The organism is Pandoraea sp. SD6-2, assembly GCF_000389825.1.
Classification (GTDB): Bacteria; Pseudomonadota; Gammaproteobacteria; order Burkholderiales; family Burkholderiaceae; genus Pandoraea; species Pandoraea communis.
Genome location: NZ_KB944423.1, coordinates 137,217 through 162,316 on the forward strand (window position 1 = coordinate 137,217; position 25,100 = coordinate 162,316).

The window sequence follows — 25,100 nt, forward strand, 5'->3', positions numbered from 1 at the left end:
TTTCGTCGTAGCGTTACTTCTTGGTATAGATCTGGTCGAAGATGCCGCCGTCCGCAAAGTGCTTGGCCTGCGTCTTCGTCCAGCCGCCCAGATCGGCGTCGACAGTGTAGAGCTTGAGCTTCGGATATTGCGACGCGTATTTCTTCGCGATCTCCGGCGAGCGCGGACGATAGAAGTGCTTCGCGGCGATTTCCTGACCTTGCGGCGAATACAGCCATTGCAGATAGGCTTCGGCAGCCTTGCGGGTGCCATGCTTGTCGACGTTCTTGTCGACCACGGCCACCGGCGGCTCCGTCAGAATCGACGACGACGGCACCACGATGTCGAACTTGTCCGGACCGAGATCCTTCACCGAGAGCAGCGCTTCGTTTTCCCACGCGATCAGCACGTCGCCGATACCACGCTCCACGAAGGTCGTGGTGGCACCACGAGCGCCCGAGTCGAGCACGCCCACGTTCTTGTAGAGCGCTTTGACGAAATCCTGCGCCTTTTGCTCATTGCCGCCCGGTTGCTTGAGCGCGTAGAGCCATGCGGCAAGGTAGTTCCAGCGAGCGCCCGCCGACGTCTTCGGGTTCGGCGTCACGACGCTGATGCCCGGCTTGACGAGATCGCCCCAGTCCTTGATCCCCTTCGGATTGCCCTTGCGCACCAGCAACACGATCGTCGAGGTGTACGGCGTAGCGTTGTCAGGCAGACGCTTTTGCCAATCCTTGTTCACGAGGCCGGCCTGAGCCAGTTCGTCGATGTCGGCAGAGATGCCGAGCGTGACGACGTCGGCAGGCGCGCCATCGAGCACGGTACGGGCCTGCTTGCCCGAGCCGCCGTGCGAGGCCTTCACCGTCACCGTGTCGCCGGTGGTCTGCTTGTAATGGGCTTCGAAAGCCTTGTTGTAGTCGGCGTACAGCTCACGCGTCGGGTCATACGAGACATTGAGCAACGAAAGGCTCGCGGCCTGCGCCTGAATCGTCATGCCGGCGGCCAGTGCCAGGCCGCCCAGTGCCACCACCAGCTTCTTAGCTTTCCATCCCCGTGCTGCTTTGCTCATGACTTGCACTCCTTGTTTGCTTCTCGTGTGTAGGAGGCCAGTCTATGAGGGGCGCTAAATAATTAAAAATAATATTTTTTCGTTTGTTTATGCCGGAATAAGGATTGGCGAAATGATGCTGAAGGAAGACTTTGGTTACCCAACCGTATATCGGCTCAGCCGCAGCGGCCTTCAGCGCGCTCGCTCCCTTGTCTCCTCAGGGGTTCGCATAAGTGACAGGCGGTGATGACCGATAGCGTCTGGCGGCCCCGTTGCAGCGGCGCACGTCAATCTACTGCGCGGCGCTTCCGATGCCCAGCGGCCCATGGCACTGGCGACGTGCGGCGCGAAGTCGGGGAGATGTGGCGGAAACTTCACGCACTACATGAAGTTTTCCCTTGCGTTTTTACAAACACTGTACAAAAATACAGCCACCTGTGCTTCCATACAGTGATGCCATGATCAAACTTACCGCCCGTCAACAGCAGGTCTACGAACTGGTCCGACAAGCGATCGAGCGCACCGGTTTTCCGCCGACACGCGCTGAAATCGCCGCCGAACTCGGCTTCTCTTCCGCCAATGCCGCGGAGGAGCACCTGCGGGCGCTAGCGCGCAAAGGAGTGATCGAATTGGCTGCGGGCCAATCGCGTGGCATCCGCCTCAAGCGTCTGGACGAAGCGGGTGGTGTACACCAGTTCACGTTGCCGCACATGGGCCTGATGCAGTTGTCGCTGCCCCTCGTCGGACGCGTGGCTGCGGGCAGCCCGATCCTTGCGCAGGAACACATTGAGCGCAACTTCCAGTGCGACCCGAACATGTTCGCGCGCCAGCCCGACTACTTGCTGAAGGTGCGCGGGATGTCGATGCGCGATGCAGGCATTCTCGATGGCGATCTGCTGGCCGTACAGAAGGCTGCCGATGCGCGCGAGGGCCAGATCGTCGTGGCACGCCTTGGCGACGACGTAACCGTCAAACGCTTTCACCGCGTGCCGGGCGGCGTCGAGCTGATCGCCGAGAACCCGGATTTCGAAAACATCAACGTCAATGAAGGTAGCGGCGACTTTGCGCTCGAGGGCATTGCGGTCGGCCTGATCCGCAACAACGATCTCTAAGCGCGACTCCGGGGACTGCGCGTTGTAGCGCAGCGCCCCACTCCCTGAAGATTTGCATTTCCGATTGCGCCGGGCTGGGTCCGGCGCCCGTGCCCTGCTGCGCCCGCAATTTGCGAAATACGCGGCAGGACGCGTCCCTCAGACCCACATTGGAAAAAGGATCGCATCATGGCTCGACTCTTTGGTTTGCTGCGTACGTCTTTCGGTCAATCGCGCGTGCGAGCCACTTCGCAAGCTCGGCTGTCAGCCGTGTACGGACTCTCGGCCCTGTCTGGCCCGTTCGCTTCCGCCCCCGCCATTGCCCGCTCCTACACGGTGCCCGCACGCGCACGCAGCACCGTCCTGCCCCGCACACTCGCGGCCGCCGTGGCGTCGGCAACGCGCCGCGCATGTCCGTCCGGAAAGGCCATCAAGGCATCGCGCAACGTGCGCGAACTTCAACATCGCGATGCGCAAGTGACACCAGCGGATCACGAAGTCCGTGTATATCGCGACGTATCGCACATCGTGATGGTGGGCAGCATCGCCGACATCTGCCGCAAACTCGATCAGGCGGTCGGCGAGCAGTTCTGCCTCGCTGCGGTATAAGCGCCCAGACTCACCCGCAACTGCGTCGCTCGACGGGCCCTGACTTGCCGAGTTGGCGTAGCGGATTGTCGGCGCCGAGGCGATCCCCGTCGAAGAAGCGCGCGACGTCTGCCGGTTTCACCGACTCAATGTCGGCATGCTGCCAACGCGGCGCGTGGTCCTTGTCGACAACCAATGCGCGAATGCCTTCGACACTCTCCGCGCCGGTACGGCCGTCGAGATTGAAGACGCTGCGCATCATCAGCCATTCCTCACGAAGTTCATCAGCCAGCGACAGCTTGCGCGCACGACGCACCTGCTCCAACGTGACGCAAACCATCAACGGCGAGCGCTTGCTGCGCAGAAGGTGTTCCGTCTCCTCTGCCCAGCCCGAATATTCACAGCGCGCTTCGCGCTTGAGCGCCCTCAGAATGGCCGGCATGTCCGGCAGCCTGAAGTGACTGTCGATCACATCGCGCAGCGGCGCGAGCTTACCTGGCGCCAGACCGGCCGGCGGCAGCGCTTCACGGGCGAACATGCGTGCCGCGTTGAGTACGGCGTCGCCATCTTGCCACTCGCCGTTTGCCAGCAATTCGCACAGCGCCGGCAATGAGGCCCGCGGAACAACCGCGTCGGCCAGACCGATTTCACAGGCGTCGACCGCACCAAACACAATACCGGTCGCGCCAAGGTACTCGCCGAGATGCCCCGCGAGGTTAGCAAGGAAGCTCCCGCCGCCAACGTCCGGGAACAGACCGATGGCTGTCTCCGGCATCGCCATGCGCGTTGCCTCAGTGACGATTCGCAACGCTGCGCCCTGCGAAATCCCCATGCCGCCGCCCATCACCACGCCGTCCATCAGTGCAATATAGGGCTTCGGGTACGTGGCGATCGTGTAATTCAGCGTGTACTCGTCCGTGAAGAAATCCATGATGTCGGTGCGCCCTGCGCTCACGGCCTCGTGGAAATATCGAATGTCGCCGCCCGCACATAAGCCCTTCTCGCCTTCGCCTTGCAAAACAACGCCCAGCACCCTGGAATCGTCACGCCATGCGCCGAGTGCCGACGCCATCGCGCGAATCATGTCGTGCGAGAGCGCGTTGAGCGCCTTTGGGCGGGTCAGGGTAATGAAGCCGATGCGGCCGCGGATTTCGGTTCGAACAAATTCGGTCATGTCTGGCGAGTGCTTCAGCAATATCAACGGAACGGTCGCGCGCGCGACGCGACCTCTCGGGGGCTTTCGACAGCATGCAGGCACCGCGCGCCGCATGTCGAAAACCACAACGAAAAAAGCCGGTGCGAAGCACCGGCTTTCTTTCCAACAGACTGGCATCGAGGCGCAGCAGACGTTCATCCGCTACGCTGTGACGCCATCGCCGGCGTTACTTCTGCTCACGCGATGCGCGCTTACGCTCGTGTTCCACGAGGTAGCGCTTGCGCAGTCGAATCGTCTGCGGCGTGACTTCGACCAGTTCGTCGTCATCGATGAACTCGACAGCGTATTCGAGGCTCATCGCGATCGGCGGCACCAGACGCACGGCTTCGTCGGTACCCGACGCCCGCACGTTCGTGAGTTGCTTGCCCTTGATCGGGTTGACCACGAGGTCGTTGTCACGGCTATGGATACCGATGATCATGCCTTCGTACAGCGCGTCGCCCGGCGACACGAACATACGGCCGCGATCTTGCAGCTTCCACAGCGCGTAGGCCACGGCGGCACCGTCGTCTTGCGAGATCAGCACGCCGTTGCGGCGCTCACCCAACGTACCATCCTTAAGCGGTGCGTAAGCGTCGAAAATGTGGCTCATCAGGCCCGTACCACGGGTCATCGACAGGAACTCGCCCTGGAAACCGATCAGGCCGCGAGCCGGAATGCGGTACTCGAGGCGCGTACGGCCACGACCATCCGACACCATGTCCAGCATTTCGCCCTTGCGGCGGCCGATTTCTTCCATGACCGCGCCCTGGTGCTCGTCTTCCAGGTCGATGGTCAGCATTTCGTACGGCTCGTGCTTCACGCCGTCGATTTCCTTGAGCACCACGCGCGGACGCGACACGGCCAGTTCATAGCCTTCGCGACGCATGTTCTCGATGAGAATCGTCAGGTGCAGCTCGCCACGGCCCGACACTTCGAAGACGGAGTCTTCCGCCGTGTCTTTCACGCGCAGCGCCACGTTGTGATTCAGTTCCTTGTGCAGACGATCGCGGATCTGACGGCTCGTCACGAACTTGCCTTCACGGCCGGCCAGCGGCGACGTGTTGACGCAGAAGTTCATGGTCAGCGTCGGCTCGTCCACCGTCAGCAACGGCAGGGCTTCCGGCGTGTCGACGTCGCAAATCGTTGCGCCGATACCCACGTCTTCAATGCCGTTGATCAGCACGATGTCGCCCGCTTCCGCACCTTCCGGCGACATCACGCGCTCCAGGCCCCGGAACGTCAGCACCTGATTGATCTTGCGCTTGAGCACTTCGCCCTCCGGGCCGAAGCGCATCACCACTTGCTGGCCCGGCTTGATGCGGCCACGCGTGATACGGCCGACACCGATACGGCCAACGAACGTCGAGTAGTCGAGCGAGCTGATCTGCAGTTGCAGCGGACCGTCGACATCCGCTTCGCGGACCGGCACGTGCTCGAGAATCGCCTCGAACAGCGGGCGCATGGTGCCTTCGCGCACATCGGAGTCGAGGCTGGCGAAACCGTTCAGCGCCGACGCGTAGACGATCGGGAAGTCGAGCTGCTCGTCGGTTGCGCCGAGCTTGTCCATCAGATCGAACGTCTGGTTGATCACCCAGTCCGGACGTGCGCCCGGACGGTCGATCTTGTTGACCACGACGATCGGCTTCAGACCGAGGGCAAGTGCCTTGCGGGTCACAAAGCGCGTTTGCGGCATCGGGCCTTCAACGGCGTCGACGAGCAACAGCACGCTGTCGACCATCGAAAGCACGCGTTCCACTTCACCGCCGAAGTCCGCGTGTCCCGGGGTATCGACGATGTTGATGTGCGTGCCTTCGTATTCGACGGCGCAGTTTTTGGCGAGGATCGTGATGCCGCGCTCTTTTTCGATGTCGTTCGAGTCCATCACGCGTTCAGCGACTTGCTGGTTTTCGCGGAAAGTGCCCGACTGGCGCAGCAACTGGTCGACGAGCGTGGTTTTGCCGTGGTCGACGTGCGCGATGATGGCGATATTACGGAGAGCGCGGGTCATGAAAGAGGTGCTCGAAAAAAGCCTTTGGAGAATCCGCGATTCTACCACTTGCGCATGTCTCGCGTCATGGCCTTTCTGCAATGCAACAACGGCGGACGACTTTCAGGCGCCGTCGTCATGAACCGCTTCCCCACGCTCCCCCATCTTCTCCCGCTAATTCTTGTCGCCACGCACCAATCCAACACAAAGCATCGACCCCTCCAGCAAAATAATTGCCTAGTCAACTATTGCATGGCCTTGAAATTTATTAAGCGGACGCTATAATCGTGACTAGTCAACTATTGCAGCAACACGAAAATGGCCGAACCGCCCGTCACCCCCTCCGCTACCGCGCCGACGCCGCAGCCGGGCGCGCCCCAGAGCGACCCTCCCCGCAACGCCTATGACATCGACGATTCCCTCGGGTATCTCGTTGCCCGGGTGCGTCAGTTGATTCTGGCCGAGTTGACGAAGGAAACGTCGCAGTACGGCCTGACGAGCACGCAGGCGACCATGCTTTACAAGGTCGCCACAGGCAAGAGTAAGACGGCGGCCGATCTGGCGCGTGACTACTGTATAGACGCGAGCGCGGTCACCCGCCTGCTCGACCGGCTTGAAGCACACGGACTGCTGATGCGTGAGCGCAGCAAGATGGATCGCCGCACGGTGAACCTGAGTGCGACCGAGGCCGGATACGCAATGGCCGATCGGATGCCCGACATTTTCGTGCGCGCCGCCGACCATCTGTTGCAAGGTTTTTCCGTGGAGGAAGTGGGTTTTCTGAAAAGCCTGTTGCGGCGAGTCATCGCCAACGGCGAGTCGGGGTGACGGTGAAAGCCGTTCCGATTTGCCTCCCAAAAAACATGACGAGTCCACTATTTCACGCCCTCGTCAATGCCCAATTCCCGATTATCGTCAGTACAAGACTTCACTCGTAAAGGTTTTGCGATGAAAGCGGCCTCACCGTTCCTCCCGCATCTGCGGGCCCGCTCAGCGATTTCCGCCCTCTGTCTCGCGGCTGTCACACTGGGCTTCGCGGGTTGTGCGAATTTCGCCGGCATCCACAGCGACAAGCAGATCAGCACGCCCGATCAGTATCAAACTCAGCGCAGCCTACCCTCCGAGGGTGGCCAATGGCCGGGTACCGACTGGGCGCAGCGCTTTGGCGATCCGCAACTCGTCTCTCTGATCGACGAAGCCCTCGCGGGCAACCCCGATCTGGCCATGGCGGCCGCCCGGTTGAAGGCAGCGCAAGCGCAGACCGAAGGGGCCGCCGCAGCGTTGCTGCCGTCGGTCGGCTTCTCGGGCGACATCAACCGCTCGAAATTCACCGAAAACACGATCTACCCGGCAGGCTTCGGCGGTGCATGGTTCACGCAGGGCGATCTGACCGCTTCGTTGTCGTGGGAACTCGATCTGTGGGGCAAGAACCGTTCGGCACGTGCGCAAGCCACGTCGGCCGAGCGGGCCGAAGAAGCCGAAGATCAGGAAGTGCGGCTCGCGCTGGCCACGGCCGTCGCGCGCTCGTACAACCAGCTCGCGCAGCAATACGCACTGCACGACGTTCTCGATCGCGTGAGCAAACAACGCCAGAACCTCGGCAAGCTCACAGCAGATCGCGTTCGTGCTGGTCTCGATACGCAGGTCGAGCAGAAGCAGGCTGACAGCAACACCGCCGACATTCAGACGCAAATCGCCCAACTCGACGGCCAGATCCTGCTTACGCGCCATCAACTCGGCGTGTTGCTCGGCAAGGGGCCGGATCGCGGTCTGGAAATTGCACCGCCCAAACTGGCCCAGTTGCCTACGCCCGCTCTACCCGACAACCTGCCGCTCGCACTGCTCGGCCGTCGCCCCGACATCGTCTCGGCACGCTGGGGGGTGGAAGCGCAGCTCAAGGGCGTGGACGTCGCGAAGGCACGTTTCTATCCGGACGTGAACCTCAACGCCGCGTTCGGCTTCTCCACCTTCGGGCTGGGCAAGCTGATCGATCCGAGCAGCCAGAGCATTCAGGCCGGCCCCGTGATTTCGCTGCCGATATTCGACGGCGGCCGTTTGCGCGCGAACCTGAAGGGCCAGTACGCCGCGTATGAAAGTGCAGTGGCGAACTACGACTCGACGCTTAACAGAGCGCTTGGCGACATCGCCGATCGCATGTCGTCGATCCGCTCTGCCGACAAGCAGATGGTGTCGCAGCGCGTGGCGCAGGACGCCGCACAACGCGCCTACGACCTGGCCATCGATCGTTACAAGGCCGGTCTCACGCCGCAGTTGACCGTACTCACAGCCGAGTCGTCACTGCTTGCGCAGGAACAGGCACGCGTGAATATCGACAGCGCACGGCGCGACCAGCAGATTGGCCTGATCAAGGCATTGGGCGGTGGTTTCGATGCTCAGGCATCGGGCCTCGTCGTGGGTCAGGAACGCCCGGCAGATGCCCAAGCCGATGCCGCACAGACGCACTGACCGGCAGACAGCTACACGTCGCGCAAGACAGAACAGACAACGTCAAAGCACATTAAGAGATTAGTACGGAGCAAATGATGAGCGAGAACCAACAACAAGCACCTGCTCAGCCGGCCCAGGGCAATGGCAAGCGCCGCCGCATGATGCTGACGCTGACGGCCGTGATTGCCATTGCAGCCATCGGCTACGGTGCCTACTACGCGCTGTATGCGCGCTATTACGAAGATACCGACGATGCGTATGTCGCGGGCAACGTGGTGCAGATCACGCCGCAGGTGGCCGGCACCGTGACCGGCGTGAAGGTCGACGACACGCAGATGGTCAAGGCTGGTCAGCCGCTGGTCACGCTGGACCAGACCGACGCTCGCGTGGCGTTGCTGAAGTCCGAAGCGAATCTGGCGCAGACCGTGCGTCAGGTACGCACCTATTTCGTGAACAACGACGCCTATGCCGCCACCGTGGCAATGCGCGAATCGGAACTGGCCAAGGCACAGGCCGACGTGAAGCGTCGTGAAATGGCAATTGCAACGGGCGCCGTGTCGCGCGAAGAACTGGCCCACGCCCAGGACGCCGTGAAGTCGGCACAAGCCGGGCTCGAACAGGCGCGTGCACAATTGGTGTCGAACAAGGCGCTCACCGACAAGACCTCGGTGACCACGCATCCGAACGTGCAGCAGGCCGCAGCCCAGGTGCGCGCCGCGTATCTCGACTACGCCCGCACTTCGATCCCCGCCCCGGTCGACGGCTACGTGGCCAAGCGCTCGGTGCAGGTTGGCCAGCGCGTGGCGACGGGTGCCCCGCTCATGGCGCTGGTGCCGCTCAACCAAGTCTGGGTCGACGCCAACTTCAAGGAAGTGCAGATCGCGCACATGCGCGTGGGACAGCCGGTGACGCTCACGGCCGACGTGTACGGTTCGTCGGTCGAGTACAAGGGCACCGTCGCGGGCTTCTCCGCAGGCACGGGTAGCGCCTTCTCGTTGCTGCCGGCGCAGAACGCCACGGGTAACTGGATCAAGGTCGTGCAACGTCTGCCGGTGCGTATCGCGCTCGATGCGAAGCAGTTGCAACAGCATCCGCTGCGCGTCGGTCTGTCGATGCAGGTCAAGGTCAACGTGCGTGACACGGACGGCAAGGCGCTGGGTGAAGCGCCCGCGCTGCCGGTGTATTCGACCGACGTGTACGACAAGGTCGGCCACGACGCCGACGACATCGTCGCCAAGATCATTACCGAAAACGCGGGTGCCGGAGCTGCCGCTGGCAGCGGTGGCGCCAACGACACGCGCAATCAGCCGGCTCGCGCACGTCCCCTGTAAAGCGGAGGGGGGTGCCCCCCACCCCCTTTGATATCTCATGGCAAATCAACACGCTCCTGGCCCCCTGTCGGGGGGCCAGTTGGTACTCGGCACCATCGCGTTGTCGCTCGCCACGTTCATGAACGTGCTCGACACATCGATTGCCAACGTATCGATTCCCGCCATTTCCGGCGACCTGGGTGTCTCATCGAGCCAGGGCACATGGGTGATTACGTCGTTTGCCGTCGCCAACGCCATTTCGGTGCCGCTCACGGGCTGGCTCACCGAACGGTTCGGCGCGGTGCGACTGTTCATCACATCGATCCTGCTGTTCGTGCTGGCCTCGTGGCTGTGCGGCATGGCGCCCACGCTCGAGATCCTGCTCGCGGCCCGTGTGTTGCAAGGCGCCGTGGCCGGGCCGATGATCCCGCTCTCGCAATCGCTGCTGCTCTCGAGCTATCCCCCCGCAAAGAGTTCGATGGCGCTGGCGTTATGGGGCATGACAACGCTGGTCGCACCGGTGATGGGCCCGATTCTCGGCGGCTGGATCTCCGATAACTACCGTTGGCCGTGGATCTTCTACATCAACATTCCGGTCGGCATTGCCGCCGCGTATGTCACGTGGCTGATTTACGCCAAGCGCGAAACGCCCACGCAGCGCAAACCGATCGATACGGTCGGGTTGGCCTTGCTGGTGTTGTGGGTCGGCTCGTTGCAAGTGATGCTAGACAAAGGCAAGGAACTCGACTGGTTCAATTCGTCGACCATTGTCGTGCTTGCGCTCGTGGCACTGGTGTCGTTCTGCTTCTTCGTCATCTGGGAGATTACCGAGAAGCATCCGGTGGTCGATCTGACGCTCTTCAAGCGGGTCAACTTCACCGGCGGCGTGGTGGCCATCTCGGTGGGCTACGGCCTGTTCTTCGGCAATCTCGTGATCCTGCCGCAGTGGTTGCAGATCTACCTCGGCTATACGGCCACGGAGGCGGGTCTGGTGATGGCGCCGGTGGGTCTGTTCGCCATCATCTTGTCGCCGGTCATCGGCAAGACGCTGCCAAGGCTCGATGCCCGCTGGGTCGTGACAGTCTCGTTCCTGTTGTTTGCACTGGTGTTCCTGATGCGCTCGCACTTCAACACGCTTGTCGATACGCGCACGCTGATGATCCCGACGTTCCTGCAGGGCGTACCGATGTCGATGTTCTTCATCCCGCTCACGGCCATCATTTTGTCGGGGTTGCCGGCGCACCGCATTCCGGCAGCGGCGGGGCTGTCCAACTTCGTGCGGATTACCTGCGGCGCGGTGGGCACGTCGATTGCGACGACCATGTGGGACAACCGGATCACGCTGCACCATGCACAGTTGACCGAGCATCTGACGCCATACGACTCAACGTTTAATGACTCGGTGCAAAGCCTCAACCAGCTCGGCATGACGACGCCACAGGCTAACGGTTATATCGACCGGCTGGTCACACAGCAGTCGGCCATGCTCGGCGCCAACGACATTTTCTGGATCTCGGCACTGCTGTTCGTGCTGATGATCGCGATGGTGTGGATTACGCGCCCGATGAAGGGCGGTGGCGGCACAGACGCCGCGGCCGGCGCCCACTGAAGCCAAGCCAAGACTTCCCCCCGAGTGCCCGGCCCTGCTCTGTATTGCTGGGCACTTCTTGAACCCCGCTGATGTTTAGCGGGTTTTTTTTATCGGCCACGGCAGGCGCTTGCACCCTTGGCATACTCTCGGCATTGGCAAACGGCCGTCATACCGGCCAAACCACCGTGAATCGACGTGAATGGCTACCTGCTCGAGGTACCGGCATACCTTGCGCAATCGCAGTATCATGGCGCTTTTCCCATCTCACCGCCCCAAAACCGGACGGTGGCCGGGAAAGAAAGAACCTTCAGCCCGCAAGCACAAACATCATGAATACCCCGCAGAATCAAAGCGAACGCTCCGAAATCACTTTCCGCTTTCTGGCCGAGCCGGCCGCTGTCAATTTCGGTGGCAAGGTGCACGGGGGCTCCCTCATGAAGTGGATCGACGAAGTGGCGTACGCATGCGCAGCCACGTGGTCGGGCCGCTATTGCGTGACGGTCAGCGTCGGCAACATCCGCTTCCGCCGTCCGATTCTGGTGGGTAATCTCGTGGAACTGCGCGCACGTATCGTGGCGACGGGGCGCACCAGCATGCACATCCATGTGTCGGTGCACGCGGGCGACCCCAAGTGGGGCGAGCTGCGTCAGACGACCGACTGCCTGATGGTGTTTGTCGCCGTCGACGAAAGCAATCACCCGGTCGGTGTGCCGTCCTTCGAGCCAAAGACGGAGGAGCAAAAGGCGTTGGCGAAGTACGCGATGGACGTCAAGGCAGCGCTGGACGCCATCGTCGAACTCAAACCCGAAAACGTCTCGAACTGAGAACGACGAACCGTCAGTGGTGAGCGTGACGGCGATGCGCGCAAACGCACCGTCGTCAGCACAACCGCTTACTGTGTTTTCATAAGGCGCTGCGGTGTGAGCAACGCCTCGCCATCCAGCCGCGCGACCCCCAGCAAACGACCGGCGGCGTCGCCAACGGCTTCGGCGTAGACCTTCACTTCGATGTCATGGTGTGCAGCGGCGCACGCGCGCAAGGGCTGAGGACAGCGGGTCTCGTCCAGACGCAGCCGTTGCCCATGAGCGAAGCGCTTCGCGAGCGCTTCGTCGAGCCAGACTGTCGGCAGCGTCTTCAGGAGCGCATCGACCGGCGCCAGCTTCTCAACGCGCTGCGCGTGATCGATCGCCGCCAGATCGTCGAGCGTGACGGCCCCTTCCAGCGTGAGCGGGCCAACCGCCGTGCGTCGCAGCGCGCGCAAATGCGCCCCGCAGCCCAGCGCTTCGCCGATGTCTTCTGCCAGCGTGCGCACATAAGTGCCTTTGCTGCATGTCACGCGGAAGGTGAACTCGGCAGCGTCGGGTAACGAGCACGCCGTCATTTCCAGCAGATGGATCGTGACGTCGCGCGCTTCACGCTCAAGGGTCTGCCCAGCACGCGCATATTCATACAACGGTTTTCCATCGCGCTTGAGCGCCGAGTACATCGGCGGCACTTGGGAGATGGACCCGGTGAAGCGCGGCAGCACCGCGCGAATCGCCGCTTCGTCCACCGTCACGGGACGTGTCAGCAGCACCTCCCCTTCGGCGTCGCCCGTCGTCGTGGTCTCGCCCAGACGCACACGTGCCTCGTATGTCTTGTCGGCTTCGAGCAAATCCTGCGAGAACTTCGTCGCCTCGCCGAAGCACAGCGGCAACAAACCGGTCGCCAGGGGGTCGAGCGTGCCCGTATGCCCCGCCTTCAACGCCTGCAACAGGCGCTTGGCCTTGATCAGCGCGTCGTTGGACGAGAGGCCCAGCGGCTTGTCCAGCAGCAGCACGCCATCGAGGGCGAAACGGGGGAGTTTTTGGCGGGGTGCCTGCGAACGCGGGTCCGTCATGATGCGGGGATTGCTTGAGAGATTCTTGTCGGAATCGACCCCTGGCACTCTTCACGAATGCGCAGGCATCGCTAAATCACCGGGCTCGCTATCAGCCAGCCCGGCAGGCTGCGTCGTCAATCGACAGCTTACTTGCCGTCGTCTTCCTTGTCGCTGTCTTGCACGCCGCCTTCACCCGCTTCTTCTTTCGCGCGCGTAGCGTTGGCGGTGTCGATCAGTCGCGACATTTCGATGGCGCGCTCGATCGACTGATCGAAGTGGAAGTGCAGCGTCGGCACCGTATGGATGTGCAAGCGCTTAAACAGCAGATTGCGCAGATAACCGGCCGCCTCGTTGAGCGCCTCACCGGTCGCCTTCGGATCGCCGGTCAGCGTCGTGTAATACACCTTCGCATGCGCATAGTCCGGCGTCACTTCCACGCTTTGCAGCGTGACCAGACCAATACGCGGGTCCTTCACTTCGCGTTGAATCAACTCCGACAGATCGCGCTGGATCTGGTCGTTGATACGAAGATTCCGACCCGGAACGCCACGTTTCTTTGCCATAACATACTCGCTAATAATGCAATGGCCCACGCCACCGGTTTCCCGGCTTGGTGGGCCATTCCACATCCGTTGTGCAAATCGCGTTACAGCGAGCGCGCAACTTCCGTGATTTCGAACGCTTCCAGTTGGTCGCCTTCCGTGATGTCGTTGAAGTTCTTCACCGACAGACCGCACTCGAAGCCGGACTTGACTTCCTTCACGTCATCCTTGAAGCGCTTGAGCGAATCCAGCTCGCCCGTGAAGATGACCACGTTGTCGCGCAGCACACGCACGTGCGACGAACGCTTGACGAAGCCGTCGAGCACCATACAGCCGGCGACCTTCCCGATCTTCGGCACGCTGAACGTCTGGCGCACGTCGATGAGACCCGTGATCACTTCCTTCTTCTCCGGCGCCAGCATGCCCGACATCGCCGCCTTCACCTCATCCACTGCGTCATAGATGATGTTGTAGTAACGAATGTCGATACCGTTCGACTCGGCCAACTTGCGTGCCAGTGCATCCGCACGCGTATTGAAGCCGATGATGACCGCCTTCGAAGCCGTTGCCAGGTTGACGTCGCTTTCGCTGATGCCCCCCACCGCTGCGTGCACGATCTGCACGCGCACTTCCGGCGTCGAGAGCTTGTTGAGCGATTGCGCCAGCGCTTCCTGCGAACCCTGCACGTCAGCCTTGATGATCAACGGCAGCGTCTTCACTTCGCCTTCGGTCATCTGCTCCAGCAGGTTCTCGAGCTTCGCGGCCTGTTGCTTGGCCAGCTTCACGTCGCGGAACTTGCCTTGACGGAACAGTGCGATTTCGCGTGCCTTGCGTTCGTCCTGAACCACCAGCACTTCTTCACCGGCCCCCGGCACTTCCGACAGGCCCTGAATTTCCACAGGGATCGACGGACCGGCTTCCTTCGCGCTCTTGCCGGTTTCATCCAGCATGGCGCGCACACGGCCGTAAGCCTGACCGGCCAGCACCATGTCGCCGCGATTGAGCGTACCCGACTGCACCAGAATCGTTGCCACCGGGCCCTTACCCTTGTCCAGCTTCGCTTCGATCACGATACCCTTGGCCGGCGCATCCACCGGCGCCTTCAGCTCCAGCACTTCGGCCTGCAACAGCACGTTCTCGAGCAGGTCGTCGATACCCGCACCCGTCTTGGCGGACACCGGCACGAACGGCGAATCGCCACCGTACTCTTCCGGCACCACACCCTCGGCCACCAGTTCCTGCTTCACGCGGTCCGGGTTGGCTTCCGGTTTATCGATCTTGTTGATCGCCACCACGATCGGCACACCGGCCGACTTCGCGTGAGCGATTGCTTCCTTCGTCTGCGGCATCACACCGTCGTCCGCTGCGACCACCAGAATCACGATGTCCGTTGCCTGTGCGCCACGAGCACGCATGGCCGTAAAGGCCTCGTGACCCGGCGTATCGAGGAACGTCACCGTGCCGCGCGGCGTGTCGACGTGATACGCACCGATGTGCTGCGTAATACCGCCGGCTTCGCCCGCCGCCACCTTGGCGCGACGGATGTAGTCCAGCAGCGAGGTCTTGCCGTGGTCGACGTGACCCATCACGGTCACCACCGGCGGACGCGGGAGCGATTCGACTTCCTTCGCTTCGTTGCCCAGTTCCAGCAGCGTTTCCGGATCGTCCAGCTTCGCAGCGATCGCACGGTGGCCAAGCTCCTCCACCACGATCATTGCCGTTTCCTGATCCAGCACCTGATTGATGGTCACCATCTGACCCATCTTCATCATCAGCTTGATGACTTCTGCGGCCTTGACCGACATCTTGTGTGCGAGATCGGCAACGCTGATGGTTTCCGGCACATGGACGTCACGCACCACCGGCTCGGTCGGCGCCTGGAATGCCTGACCATCCTGCGAATGACGGTCGCCGCGACGGCCGCCACGGCCACCGCCGCGCCAACCATCCGAACCGCCGCTCGCGTCGCCACGCGTCTTCATGCCGCCACGTTTGTTGCGGTTATCGGCATCCTTCTGCCAGGCGCCGGCCTTCTTGTCCTTCTTATCAGCTGCACCAGCCGTCGTCGACGCGGGGGCTGCGGCCGGCTTCTTGTCTGCCGGCTTGGCGCTCGCGGCACCTTCCGGCTTGGCCGGCTTGTGCAGCGTACCCTTCGCTTCGGCCTTCGGCGCGACAGCGGCAGCAGGTGCCGGCTCCGGTGCCTTCAGCACGCGACGCGGTGCATTCATCATTTCGCGAATCGCACGCGCTTCGGCTTCCGCCGCAGCACGACGCTTGCGAATGGCTTCCTCTTCGGCACGCGCCTTGTCAGCAGCCGCGCTCGCCTTTTCGGCGGCCGCGCGGGCTTCCTCACTGGCCTTGCGGGCCTGCTCGCGCTCGACGTCAGCCTTGGCCGCTGCCGCCTTCTCGGCCTGCTCGGCCTTTTCAGCCTTCTCGGCGTCTGCCTTGGTGGCGGCTTCGGCGTCAACGCTCGGCACCTTTTCGGCTTCCACACCGGCCTTGGCTTCGGCTTTCGCCTTCTGCTCTTCGGCTGCCTTGGCTGCTGCCGCTGCGCGCTCCGCTTCCTCTCGCGCACGGCGCTCGGCAGCTTCCTTCTCTTCGCGCTCGCGACGCTCGGCCTCTTCGCGCTCCAGTTGTTCCTGTCGACGCTTCAGTTCGGCTGCTTCCGCCGCCAGACGCTCCGCTTCGCGGCGTGCGTCTTCCTCACGCTGACGAAGCGCTTCGTCTTCGGCGGCAGCGGCCGCCGCGTTATCCGCGCCTTCCGCAACCTCGTCACGCTTGACGAAGGTGCGCTTTTTGCGCACTTCGACTTGAATCGTGCGCGCCTTGCCGGTCGCGTCGGCTTGCTTGATTTCCGAGGTCTGGCGACGCGTCAGAGTAATCTTCTTTTTGTCGCCGTCACCCGCGCCGTGGGACCGGCGCAGGTGTTCCAACAGACGGGCCTTGTCGGCTTCCGTCAGCGAATCGTCGGCGCTGAGTTTGTCCACGCCGGCGGCTTTGAGTTGCTCCAGCAACACGCCGGCCGGCATTTTCAGTTCTGCAGCAAATTGGGCTACGTTGATGCTCGCCATTCAAACCTCTTCAAGCAAGGCCAGGCGCCTTGCGGTTAACTTCAAAGTTCACTGTTCCATATGCATGCCGGGGCAGGTCATCATTGGAACCAGTGCTCTCGCGCTTTCATGATCAGTGCCTTCGCAGCTTCTTCGTCGACGCCGGTCATCTCGGTCAGTTCGTCGACAGCCAGCTCGGCCAGATCATCGCGCGTCTGAATTTCATGCTCGGCCAGCTTGGCCAGCAACTCGGGCGTCATGCCATCGAGGCTCTTGAGGTCGAGTGCAACACCTTCGACCTTTTCCTCGGTGGCAATCGCCTGCGTCAGCAGTGCGTCGCGTGAACGATTGCGCAGCTCGTGCACCGTGTCCTCGTCGAATGCTTCGATTTCGAGCATTTCGTTAAGGGGCACGTAGGCGATCTCTTCCAGACTCGAGAAACCTTCCTCGATCAGGATGTCCGCCACTTCTTCATCCACATCGAGACGCTGCATGAACAACGTACGCAGCGTGCCGCGTTCTTCGTTCTGCTTCTCTGCCGATTCATCCGGCGTCATGATGTTGATTTGCCAGCCGGTCAGTTCCGACGCGAGACGCACGTTCTGACCGCTGCGACCAATCGCCACGGCCAGTTCGTTCTCGTCGACGACGACATCCATGCTGTGCTTTTCTTCGTCCACGACGATCGACTGCACCGCCGCCGGCGCGAGGGCGCCGATCACGAATTGCGCCGGGTCTTCCGACCACAGCACGATATCGACGTTCTCACCGCCCAGTTCGTTACGCACGGCCTGCACACGCGTGCCGCGAATGCCCACGCAAGTGCCAATCGGATCGATGCGCTTGTCGTAAGCCACCACGGCGATCTTGGCGCGTACGCCCGGATCACGAGCGGCCGACTTGATCTCCAGCAGACCTTGCTCGATTTCCGGCACTTCCATGCCGAACAGCTCGATCAGGAATTCCGGCGCCGTGCGCGAGAGTTCGATTTGCGGGCCGCGCGCCGTGCGGTCGACCTTCACGATGTAAGCGCGAACGCGGTCACCGATACGGAGGTTTTCTTTCGGAATCAGTTGATCGCGACGCAGCAGCGCTTCGACACGGCCCGACTCGACGATCAGGTTGCCCTTGTCGAGACGCTTGACCGTACCGGTCATGATCTTTTCGCCGCGCTCGAGGAAGTCCGACAGGATCTGCTCACGCTCGGCATCGCGAATGCGCTGCAGAATGACCTGCTTGGCCGCCTGCGCACCGATACGACCGAACTCCAGCGATTCCACCGGTTCTTCGATGAACTCGTCGATTTCGATCGACGGGTTTTCTTCTTTGGCTTCGAACAGCAGGATCTGCTTGTCCGGCTCTTGCAGACCGGCTTCGTCCGGCACGACCAGCCAACGGCGGAAGCTCTCGTGCTCGCCCGACTCGCGGTCGATGTGCACGCGAATGTCGACGTCTTCGGTGTAGCGCTTCTTGGTGGCCGAAGCCAATGCTGCTTCAAGCGCGCCGAACACGACATCCTTGTCGACGTTCTTTTCGCGCGCGAGCGCATCGACCAACAGCAATACTTCGCGACTCATCGTTTGCGACTCCTAAAATCAATCTGCGGCACAAGGCGCGCACGGTCAATATCCGCGAGGGTGAAATCGAGCAGCGCCGGGCCGCCCTTGCCTTCGAACTCCAGGCTCAAGTTTTCGCCTTGCGGTGCCTGCAAGATGCCGCGGAACTGCTTGCGGCCTTCGAGCGGCACACGCAACGTAAGACTTACTTCCGCACCGGCAAAACGCTCGAAGTCACGCAGCTTGCGCAGCGGACGATCCAGCCCCGGCGACGATATTTCGAGTCGGTCGTAGTTGACGTTCTCGACCATCAGGACATGCGAGAGCTGACGGCTCACTGTCTCGCAGTCATCGATCGTGATGCCTTCCGGCTTGTCGATGTAGACGCGCAGCAAACCGCCGCCGGCGCGCTCAAGATCGACCAGCTCGTAACCCAGGCCTTCGACCGTGGTCTCGATCAGTTCTGGCAATTGCAACTTTGCTCACCCTAGAAAAACTCGCGCGCATTAGCAGCGCCCGACATGTCTGCGCGCCCCGCATGGGACGTCGCACGATACCTGCCTCGACTGTCCGGGCCGGCGTACCTGTGTTGGCACACCCACTCCCCGACGCGGCGGCATCGGCCGCGCGTAAAACGCTCGCGGCAAAAAAAAATGGGCGAAACGCCCATTTCTTACAGCCTCATTGCGCATGAGGTGCGCGCCGCAACAGATCGCGCGGCACGCAAACCAGCTTATTCATTGATTTTATATGGTTTTGGGCCGATTTGCAACGCTTGGTGCCCCCAAAGCCCGCCTGACGGGCATCAATGCAACGTTGCTGCGCTGCAAAATGGGGGCGGCCAATCGCTCGCCACCCCATTCTTCGCCGGCCGTCCACATCGTGACGTTCGGGCAGCCTCAACGCGAACGGTTACCGCCGCGATTGCCTCGGTTGCCTTGGTTGCCACCACCGCTGTTACCGCCGCCACCGCCGCCCGTCCGGTTGCCGCCACGGCTACGATTGCCATTGGCATTGCCATTACCGTTACCGCTGCGCGACTGGCCGCCGAAACCACCGCCGCCCGTCGAGCCGCCACCGCCGAAGCGTCGCCCTTCACCGCGCGGCGAAGGCGTCTGTCCCGGATAGCCGCCGCTCGGGCCAACGAATGCCGTCAGCGGATTGGCGCGGGGACGGCGCGACTGCCCCGGCTCGCGACTGAAAACCCCCAGAGCGGTCTGCATCGGGTCCGGCTGACGACGCGACTCCTTCGGTGCGCCAGCCTTGCCGCCGCGAGCGCCCTTTGGCTTCTCGTCCGGGCTCAGGCCCGGCATCTTCATGCCGACAGCCGAAAACAGCGAGCGAACCTGTGCGTCATCCAGTTCTTCGTAACGACCGCGCTTGAGACCGCGCGGGAGCGTCAACGGGCCGTAGCGCGTACGGATCAAACGACTCACCATCAGCCCCGCCGCGTCGAACATACGGCGCACTTCGCGGTTCCGGCCTTCGGCCAGCGCCACGTGATACCAGTGATTCGAGCCTTCGCCGCCCCCATCCTTCAGACGCAGGAAGTTGGCCTCGCCGTCATCCAGCTTGATGCCGTGCAGCAGTTGCTGGCGCGAGGCTTCGCTCAGTTGCCCCACGGTACGCACGGCGTATTCACGCTCGATTTCGTAACGCGGATGCATGAATCGGTTCGCCAGATCGCCGGACGTCGTGAGAATCAGCAGACCTTCCGTGTTGAAGTCCAGACGGCCGACGGCGAGCCACTTGGCCGTCTTCATCGGCGGCAGGCGGTCGAACACCGACGCGCGCCCCTCCGGATCGGCATGGCTGACGATTTCGCCCGCTGGTTTGTGATACAGCAGCACGCGCGGCGGCTTGCTCGTGATGCGACGCTTGACGAGCTTGCCGTTGATGCGAACCAGGTCGGTGGGCAGAATGCGTTGACCGATGTGGGCCGGCTCTGCATTGACGGACACACGCCCGGCGAGAATCAGCTCTTCCATCTCGCGACGCGAGCCCATGCCGGCTTCGGCAAGCACCTTGTGCAGCTTCGGTGCCTCGTCGTCCGGCGACAGCACACGGCGATCTGCCGGACGGCGGCCACGCTTGGCGGCTGCCTTGGCGTCGCCATCGGACTCCTCACTGTCGAAGCCCCCCGACGTGACGAACGAAAACAGATCGTCGTCGCCGCCCTTGCCACCGGCGTTGCCTCGGGCGCCACCGGCGCCGGGCGCCCCCTTGCGGCCACGCCCCTTGGCCCCTTGCGGTGCCTTGCCGGCCGGCGCAGCGACGTTGCCAGCACCGCCACCGGCCTGCGCCGGCTGCGACGCCTGTGAGGCACCGTCACGCTTGCCGCCGCGCGGCTTGCGTGCGCCATTGCGAGGAGGACGCCCCTGAGCAGCCGACGGCGCACCGTCAGCGCCCGCTGCGGGCCCCTGCGGTGCGTCGTCAAGTGGTGCGCCTTGCGCGGCGTCCGGCGCGGACTCACCCGCACCGCCGTCCTCGCCTTCGCGCTTGGCTTGCTGAGCCGCACGACGGCGGGCAATCAGACTGCGCGGACCACGGCGCAAACCGCGGCGCGATGTCTTGTCGTCGCCGCCCTCGCCTTCCGGCGCGCGTGCTTCGGCACCGGCATCGCGTGCGTGCAGGTCCTGGGATTCTTCGTTTTGTTTCAACACAACCTCATTGGAAAACGGGATCGTCGTGGGCAGGCATTAGTGGCTGCCCTGATCCGTGTTCGCACCATGAATGCGCGGCAAATGCTTGCCGCGACTTCGTTCTTATCGCTAACGGTCCCGCGGGTGTTCCCGGCGCCAGGCGCCGGTGCCTTCAGGTACCAGTGACGAGATTCTTGTCGTCCCCGTCGTTCTCGTCGTCATCCATCGCACCGGACATGGGCTGTCCGGCGGCGGCTTCGTTCGCTGCCGAGTCGACAGCGTGCGGGGAAACCTCCTGCGTGACCGACGCCGCGGAATCTGCCGCCTGCGTCGCTACGTCCTGCGTATCTTGCGGTGGATCGTCGCCGACCGACACCGCAGACTCTGATTCTTCGGAATATTCCTCGTCCTGCACAACGTCTTCCGACAGGCCGGCAATGTCATCCTCCGGCAGATCGGTATCGAATGCTGCTTTCGCGGCATCCCGCGCACCGTCGTCGCCGGAAGCGTCGCCGTGTGGTGCATCGACCTGCTCACTGACGTGCGCAATGTCCGCGAGTTCCTCAACGTCTGACGTCATTTCGCTCGACGCCTGCGCCAGCACCTCGAGCGACACCTCGCGCATACCTTCGCCTTCCGCCATCACGGCATCGAGCAAGGCGTCTTGCGTCAATTCCTCTTCGGTCGACACCAACGGGCGCTGACCTTCCGGCAACCCTTGGGCAAGCGGCAACTCATCGGCACGCGTTTGCGCCAGACGCGCCAGCGCGTCGGCATCGGCGACGGGCGCGTCGTCGGACGTCGCCTCGTCACCCGCCTCGCCCTCGGCCTCGGCACGCTCACCGAATTCGATGTTCTGCTGCGCGAGCAGATCGATCTGCGCCTGTGCCGCGGGATCTTCCAGCGGCGGCAGCGCATCGAGCGCCCGCAACCCCAGATCATCGAGGAAGTCCTTGGTCGTGGCGTACAGGCCGGGGCGTCCCGGCACGTCGCGATGACCAATCACCTCAATCCAGCCACGGTCTTCGAGCTGCTTGATGATCTGCGTATTGACCGTCACGCCGCGAATCTCTTCGATGTCGCCTCGCGTGACAGGTTGACGATATGCAATGATCGCCAGCGTCTCCATCACGGCGCGCGAATACTTCGGCGGCTTCTCCGGATTGAGGCGATCAAGGTATTCACGCATGCGCGGACGGCTCTGGAAACGCCAGCCGGTGGCCAATGCCACCAATTCCACACCTCGGCCATCCCATTGCACGCGGATTTCCTCGAGCAGCGCGCGCACCGTGTCACCAGACACGGCGTCATTGAAAAGCTTGCGCAGATCGCCGACCTTGAGCGGCTCCTGCGCGCAAATCAACGCGGTCTCGAGGACGAGTTTCGCCTCTTGGGTATTCATGTGCGACTAAGCAAACCGGGGGCTTGGCGACCCGGTATCAGGAATAAATGGATGCTTGGAACACGAGAAGCGGTCGTAACCCGCTTCGCATAAGTGCGCGCCCGTTTGTGTTCGGTCGTAGTGACGGCGGCGCAACCTGGATGCTTCGAACGACCTGCCGGGAAAACGCCCAGGCCGATGGTACGGCGAGACGGACGTCCGGTATGTGCGCAATTATTACTGAAACACTCGCGCCCGTAAAGCTTCGTCGAAACCCTGACGTCTTGGTAAGGAAAACGATAGGTCGACGCCCCCATGGTAAACTCGCGAAATAACTTCAGGGGCCTCCATGACCACCGAGATCGGTCGAACTCCCATCGCTCAGCCCCGTTGTTCCACGTGTTCGCTGGGGCAGTTCTGCCTGCCCGTCGGCATTCCGGAACCCGAACTGGAACGACTGGACTCACTCGTGAGCGAGCGCCGTCGCCTCAAGAAGGGCGAAGTGCTTTATCACGCCAACGATGATCTGAACGCAGTCTACGGCATTCGCTTCGGCTCGCTGAAAAGCTGCGTTACCGCACCCGACGGCCGCGAACAGGTCGTCGGTTTCCACCTTCAGGGCGAGTTGATCGGCCTGGACGCTGTGGCCGACAGCCGTCACCCGAGCACCGCCATTGCGCTCGAAGACAGCGAGTTGTGCATCGCTCGCTTCGGCGAACTGGAGACGCTATCGCGTCAGGTGCCGTCGCTGCAACGCCAGCTTCACCGCCTGATGAGCCAGGAAATCCGCAACGAGCACCAGCAACTGCTCGCGCTCGGCACGATGCGCGCCGAAGAGCGTCTGGCCGTCTTTCTGATCAACCTTTCCGAGCGGCTGGCCGCCCGCGGCTATGCAGCCAACGAATTCGTGCTGCGCATGAGCCGCGAGGAAATCGGCAGTTTCCTCGGCCTCAAGCTGGAAACCGTCAGCCGGCTGTTCTCGCGGTTCGCCCAGAACGGCATGATCGAAATCCGTCAGCGTCACGTTAAGATCGTCGACGCCATCGCACTGCGCGAACTCGCGGGCGCGCCCTGCTGAGACCGGCAACCGGGGGCGCCCCACGCGTCCCCGCGCGCCTCCCGCCCTAAGCCGCCGCCCGCGCTGGCTTTCGCTTTCCTGCATTACCGATAAGCTACCGGCACCGGGCCGGCATTGCCTTGCGCCAGATCAAGAGTCGCTCACAGGCGCCGCCATCGTCCGGGTGTTCGACAAGCTCGGGCAAACCCTCCATAATCGGCGCGTTCGCCGGGCGGCATACCCGCAAGCCCGGCGCATCACTCCGACGGAGGCTGCCGTTATGCCCGCTGCCATTTTCCTGAGCCCGGAAGACGCCGAGCATGCGTATTACGAAGCGCTGCGCGCCGGCGACACCGATACGCTGATGGATGTCTGGTCGGAAGACGAGGAGATCGTCTGCATTCACCCCTCGGGGCCAAGGCATGTCGGCCCGGCGGCCGTTCGCACGAGTTGGCGCCAGATCCTCGCGAACGGCGGAATGCAATTGACGGTAAGCCATCTTCAGGTCGCTCGCAATCCGTTGTGCGCCGTTCATAACGTGCTCGAACAGATTCAGGTCGAAGTCCATCCTGAGGCACGTTACGCCTTTGTGCTCGCCACCAACGTCTATCTGAAGGAAGCCGACGGCTGGCGGCTCGTGCTGCATCACGCCAGCCCGGCCATCGGTCACGAGGAACCCCGCACGCAGCAGCCCCGCAACCATCGACTGCACTGACGCACCGTCACTGCGGCCGGGTCAACGCCGGCGAGGCATCGGCAGCATCCCCATCCCAATACGGCGTTGGGCCAAAGCGTGCTTGCAGGAATTCGATCAGTGCATGGGTCTTCGGCGGCACGAACACCCGACTCGGGTAGACGGCCCAGATCGCGACTTCCTCTGCCAGCGGGTATGCCGGCAGCACCGGCACCAGCTCGCCGCGCTGCAAGTGGGCGCCGATGTCCCATGTCGACTTGAGCGCAATACCCAGCCCCGCCAGAACGGCATCGCGCAACACCTCGCCGTTATCCGACGCGAGACGCCCGCTCACACGCACAACCCGCGTGCCGCCCGGCGTGACGAACCGCCAATCGCGCTGATCGCCGAGAATCAGACAGTCGTGCCCGGCGAGGTCGCTGGGGTGCTTCGGCGCCCCCCGCGCCGCGAGATACGCAGGCGATGCGCACAACGTGCGCCGATTCGTGGCGAGCTTGCGGGCCACCAGCGTCGAATCGCGCAACGCACCCACGCGAATGGCAAGATCCACGCCCTCCTCAATGAGGTCGACGACGCGATCCGTCAGCCGGAAGTCGAGCGAAATACCTGGATAGGCCTCAAGGAATTCGGGCAACGCTGGCGAGACATGCTGGCGGCCGAACGACGACGAGCACGACACCCGCAAACGCCCCTGAGGCGCCGCCCGTCCCTGCCCGACGCTCGCCAGTGCCTGAGCCTCGACGGCAAGCAGCGCCTGCGCCTGGAGCAGGAAGATTTCCCCTTCCTGCGTCAATGCGACGCGCCGCGTCGTACGGTGCAGCAGGCGCGTGCCCAGCGCCCCTTCCAATTGCACCAGCCGCGTACTCGCGGTGGCCGGCGATAGCCCTCGCTCGCGCCCTGCCGCTGAGACATTACCGAGCGCCGCCACGCGCACGAACAACGCCACCGTATCGAGGTCCAATGCCATTTAATGGATTTTCCAAAAAATCTTTTCCGTATTATCAGGATTCTCAAAGTAATCGACCAGCCGTAGTCTCTCGCTATCGCACTACGTGCGTCGTCGCCCCCCCCCCCCCCCCC

Annotated in this window: 20 protein-coding genes; 9 read left to right on the forward strand and 11 right to left on the reverse strand. The window is 62.7% G+C overall.

Translation table 11 applies throughout. The annotated features are described in order from the left end of the window. Window positions 1-13 precede the first annotated feature (13 nt). Window positions 14-1,045 carry a sulfate ABC transporter substrate-binding protein gene (locus tag C266_RS00640; RefSeq protein WP_010803788.1) on the reverse strand — a complete coding sequence of 344 codons (1,032 nt, stop codon included), beginning with the start codon at window positions 1,043-1,045 and terminating at the stop codon, window positions 14-16. Window positions 1,046-1,482: 437 nt separating this feature from the next. Between C266_RS00640 and lexA the strand changes: the two genes are divergently transcribed. Together lexA and C266_RS00650 are read left to right on the forward strand one after the other, a co-directional pair. After that, window positions 1,483-2,136 carry a transcriptional repressor LexA gene (gene lexA, locus C266_RS00645; protein WP_010803787.1) on the forward strand — a complete coding sequence of 218 codons (654 nt, stop codon included), beginning with the start codon at window positions 1,483-1,485 and terminating at the stop codon, window positions 2,134-2,136. A gap of 168 nt (window positions 2,137-2,304) precedes the next feature. Continuing rightward, on the forward strand, window positions 2,305-2,724 hold the full coding sequence (locus tag C266_RS00650; RefSeq protein ID WP_010803786.1) for a hypothetical protein: 420 nt from the start codon (window positions 2,305-2,307) through the stop codon (window positions 2,722-2,724). Between the two features lie 10 nt (window positions 2,725-2,734). On the opposite strand, the gene C266_RS00655 is transcribed toward C266_RS00650, so the two are convergent. Continuing rightward, window positions 2,735-3,877 (reverse strand): enoyl-CoA hydratase/isomerase family protein, encoded by a 1,143-nt coding sequence (locus C266_RS00655; RefSeq protein WP_010803785.1) that lies wholly within the window; start codon window positions 3,875-3,877, stop codon window positions 2,735-2,737. A gap of 208 nt (window positions 3,878-4,085) precedes the next feature. Further along, complete coding sequence (gene typA / locus C266_RS00660) at window positions 4,086-5,909, reverse strand: translational GTPase TypA (RefSeq protein ID WP_010803784.1); 1,824 nt, start codon at window positions 5,907-5,909, stop codon at window positions 4,086-4,088. A 297-nt stretch (window positions 5,910-6,206) separates the two neighbouring features. On the opposite strand from typA, the gene C266_RS00665 reads away from it, so the two are divergent. The 5 genes from C266_RS00665 (at window position 6,207) to C266_RS00685 (ending at window position 12,061) form a co-directional block, all read left to right on the forward strand. Further along, a complete protein-coding gene (locus C266_RS00665; protein WP_010803783.1) occupies window positions 6,207-6,716 on the forward strand; it encodes a MarR family winged helix-turn-helix transcriptional regulator in 510 nt (169 codons plus the stop codon). Between the two features lie 120 nt (window positions 6,717-6,836). After that, window positions 6,837-8,354 carry an efflux transporter outer membrane subunit gene (locus C266_RS00670; protein ID WP_010803782.1) on the forward strand — a complete coding sequence of 506 codons (1,518 nt, stop codon included), beginning with the start codon at window positions 6,837-6,839 and terminating at the stop codon, window positions 8,352-8,354. Window positions 8,355-8,431: 77 nt separating this feature from the next. Beyond that, window positions 8,432-9,667 carry an HlyD family efflux transporter periplasmic adaptor subunit gene (locus tag C266_RS00675; protein ID WP_036660883.1) on the forward strand — a complete coding sequence of 412 codons (1,236 nt, stop codon included), beginning with the start codon at window positions 8,432-8,434 and terminating at the stop codon, window positions 9,665-9,667. A gap of 37 nt (window positions 9,668-9,704) precedes the next feature. Further along, a complete protein-coding gene (locus C266_RS00680) occupies window positions 9,705-11,255 on the forward strand; it encodes a DHA2 family efflux MFS transporter permease subunit (protein WP_010803780.1) in 1,551 nt (516 codons plus the stop codon). Between the two features lie 311 nt (window positions 11,256-11,566). Then, window positions 11,567-12,061, forward strand: coding sequence for an acyl-CoA thioesterase (locus tag C266_RS00685; protein ID WP_010803779.1), 495 nt, complete (start codon window positions 11,567-11,569; stop codon window positions 12,059-12,061). 68 nt (window positions 12,062-12,129) lie between these two features. On the opposite strand, the gene truB is transcribed toward C266_RS00685, so the two are convergent. The 7 genes from truB to scpB all read right to left on the reverse strand — a co-directional run bounded on the left by truB (window position 12,130) and on the right by scpB (window position 22,290). Next, the gene (gene truB, locus C266_RS00690; protein WP_010803778.1) at window positions 12,130-13,116 is read right to left on the reverse strand and encodes a tRNA pseudouridine(55) synthase TruB; all 987 of its coding nucleotides are present in this window, start codon (window positions 13,114-13,116) and stop codon (window positions 12,130-12,132) included. A 128-nt stretch (window positions 13,117-13,244) separates the two neighbouring features. After that, entirely contained in the window at window positions 13,245-13,661 is a 417-nt protein-coding gene (gene rbfA, locus C266_RS00695) for a 30S ribosome-binding factor RbfA (RefSeq protein WP_010803777.1), read from the reverse strand. A gap of 83 nt (window positions 13,662-13,744) precedes the next feature. Continuing rightward, on the reverse strand, window positions 13,745-16,711 hold the full coding sequence (gene infB / locus C266_RS00700) for a translation initiation factor IF-2 (RefSeq protein WP_010803776.1): 2,967 nt from the start codon (window positions 16,709-16,711) through the stop codon (window positions 13,745-13,747). A gap of 80 nt (window positions 16,712-16,791) precedes the next feature. Then, the gene (nusA, locus tag C266_RS00705; protein WP_010803775.1) at window positions 16,792-18,267 is read right to left on the reverse strand and encodes a transcription termination factor NusA; all 1,476 of its coding nucleotides are present in this window, start codon (window positions 18,265-18,267) and stop codon (window positions 16,792-16,794) included. Further along, entirely contained in the window at window positions 18,264-18,722 is a 459-nt protein-coding gene (gene rimP / locus C266_RS00710) for a ribosome maturation factor RimP (protein ID WP_010803774.1), read from the reverse strand. The genes nusA and rimP overlap by 4 nt, the downstream gene beginning before the upstream one ends. Before the next feature lie 423 nt (window positions 18,723-19,145). Beyond that, the gene (locus C266_RS00715) at window positions 19,146-20,879 is read right to left on the reverse strand and encodes a pseudouridine synthase (protein ID WP_036661048.1); all 1,734 of its coding nucleotides are present in this window, start codon (window positions 20,877-20,879) and stop codon (window positions 19,146-19,148) included. Window positions 20,880-21,060: 181 nt separating this feature from the next. Next, entirely contained in the window at window positions 21,061-22,290 is a 1,230-nt protein-coding gene (gene scpB / locus C266_RS00720; RefSeq protein ID WP_010803772.1) for an SMC-Scp complex subunit ScpB, read from the reverse strand. Window positions 22,291-22,618: 328 nt separating this feature from the next. Between scpB and fnr the strand changes: the two genes are divergently transcribed. Beyond that, the gene (fnr, locus tag C266_RS00725) at window positions 22,619-23,347 is read left to right on the forward strand and encodes a fumarate/nitrate reduction transcriptional regulator Fnr (RefSeq protein WP_010803771.1); all 729 of its coding nucleotides are present in this window, start codon (window positions 22,619-22,621) and stop codon (window positions 23,345-23,347) included. A gap of 259 nt (window positions 23,348-23,606) precedes the next feature. Continuing rightward, window positions 23,607-24,041, forward strand: a complete 435-nt coding sequence (locus C266_RS00730) for a nuclear transport factor 2 family protein (protein ID WP_010803770.1) — start codon at window positions 23,607-23,609, stop codon at window positions 24,039-24,041. Between the two features lie 7 nt (window positions 24,042-24,048). On the opposite strand, the gene C266_RS00735 is transcribed toward C266_RS00730, so the two are convergent. Continuing rightward, window positions 24,049-24,987 carry a LysR family transcriptional regulator gene (locus tag C266_RS00735; protein ID WP_010803769.1) on the reverse strand — a complete coding sequence of 313 codons (939 nt, stop codon included), beginning with the start codon at window positions 24,985-24,987 and terminating at the stop codon, window positions 24,049-24,051. Window positions 24,988-25,100 lie beyond the last annotated feature (113 nt).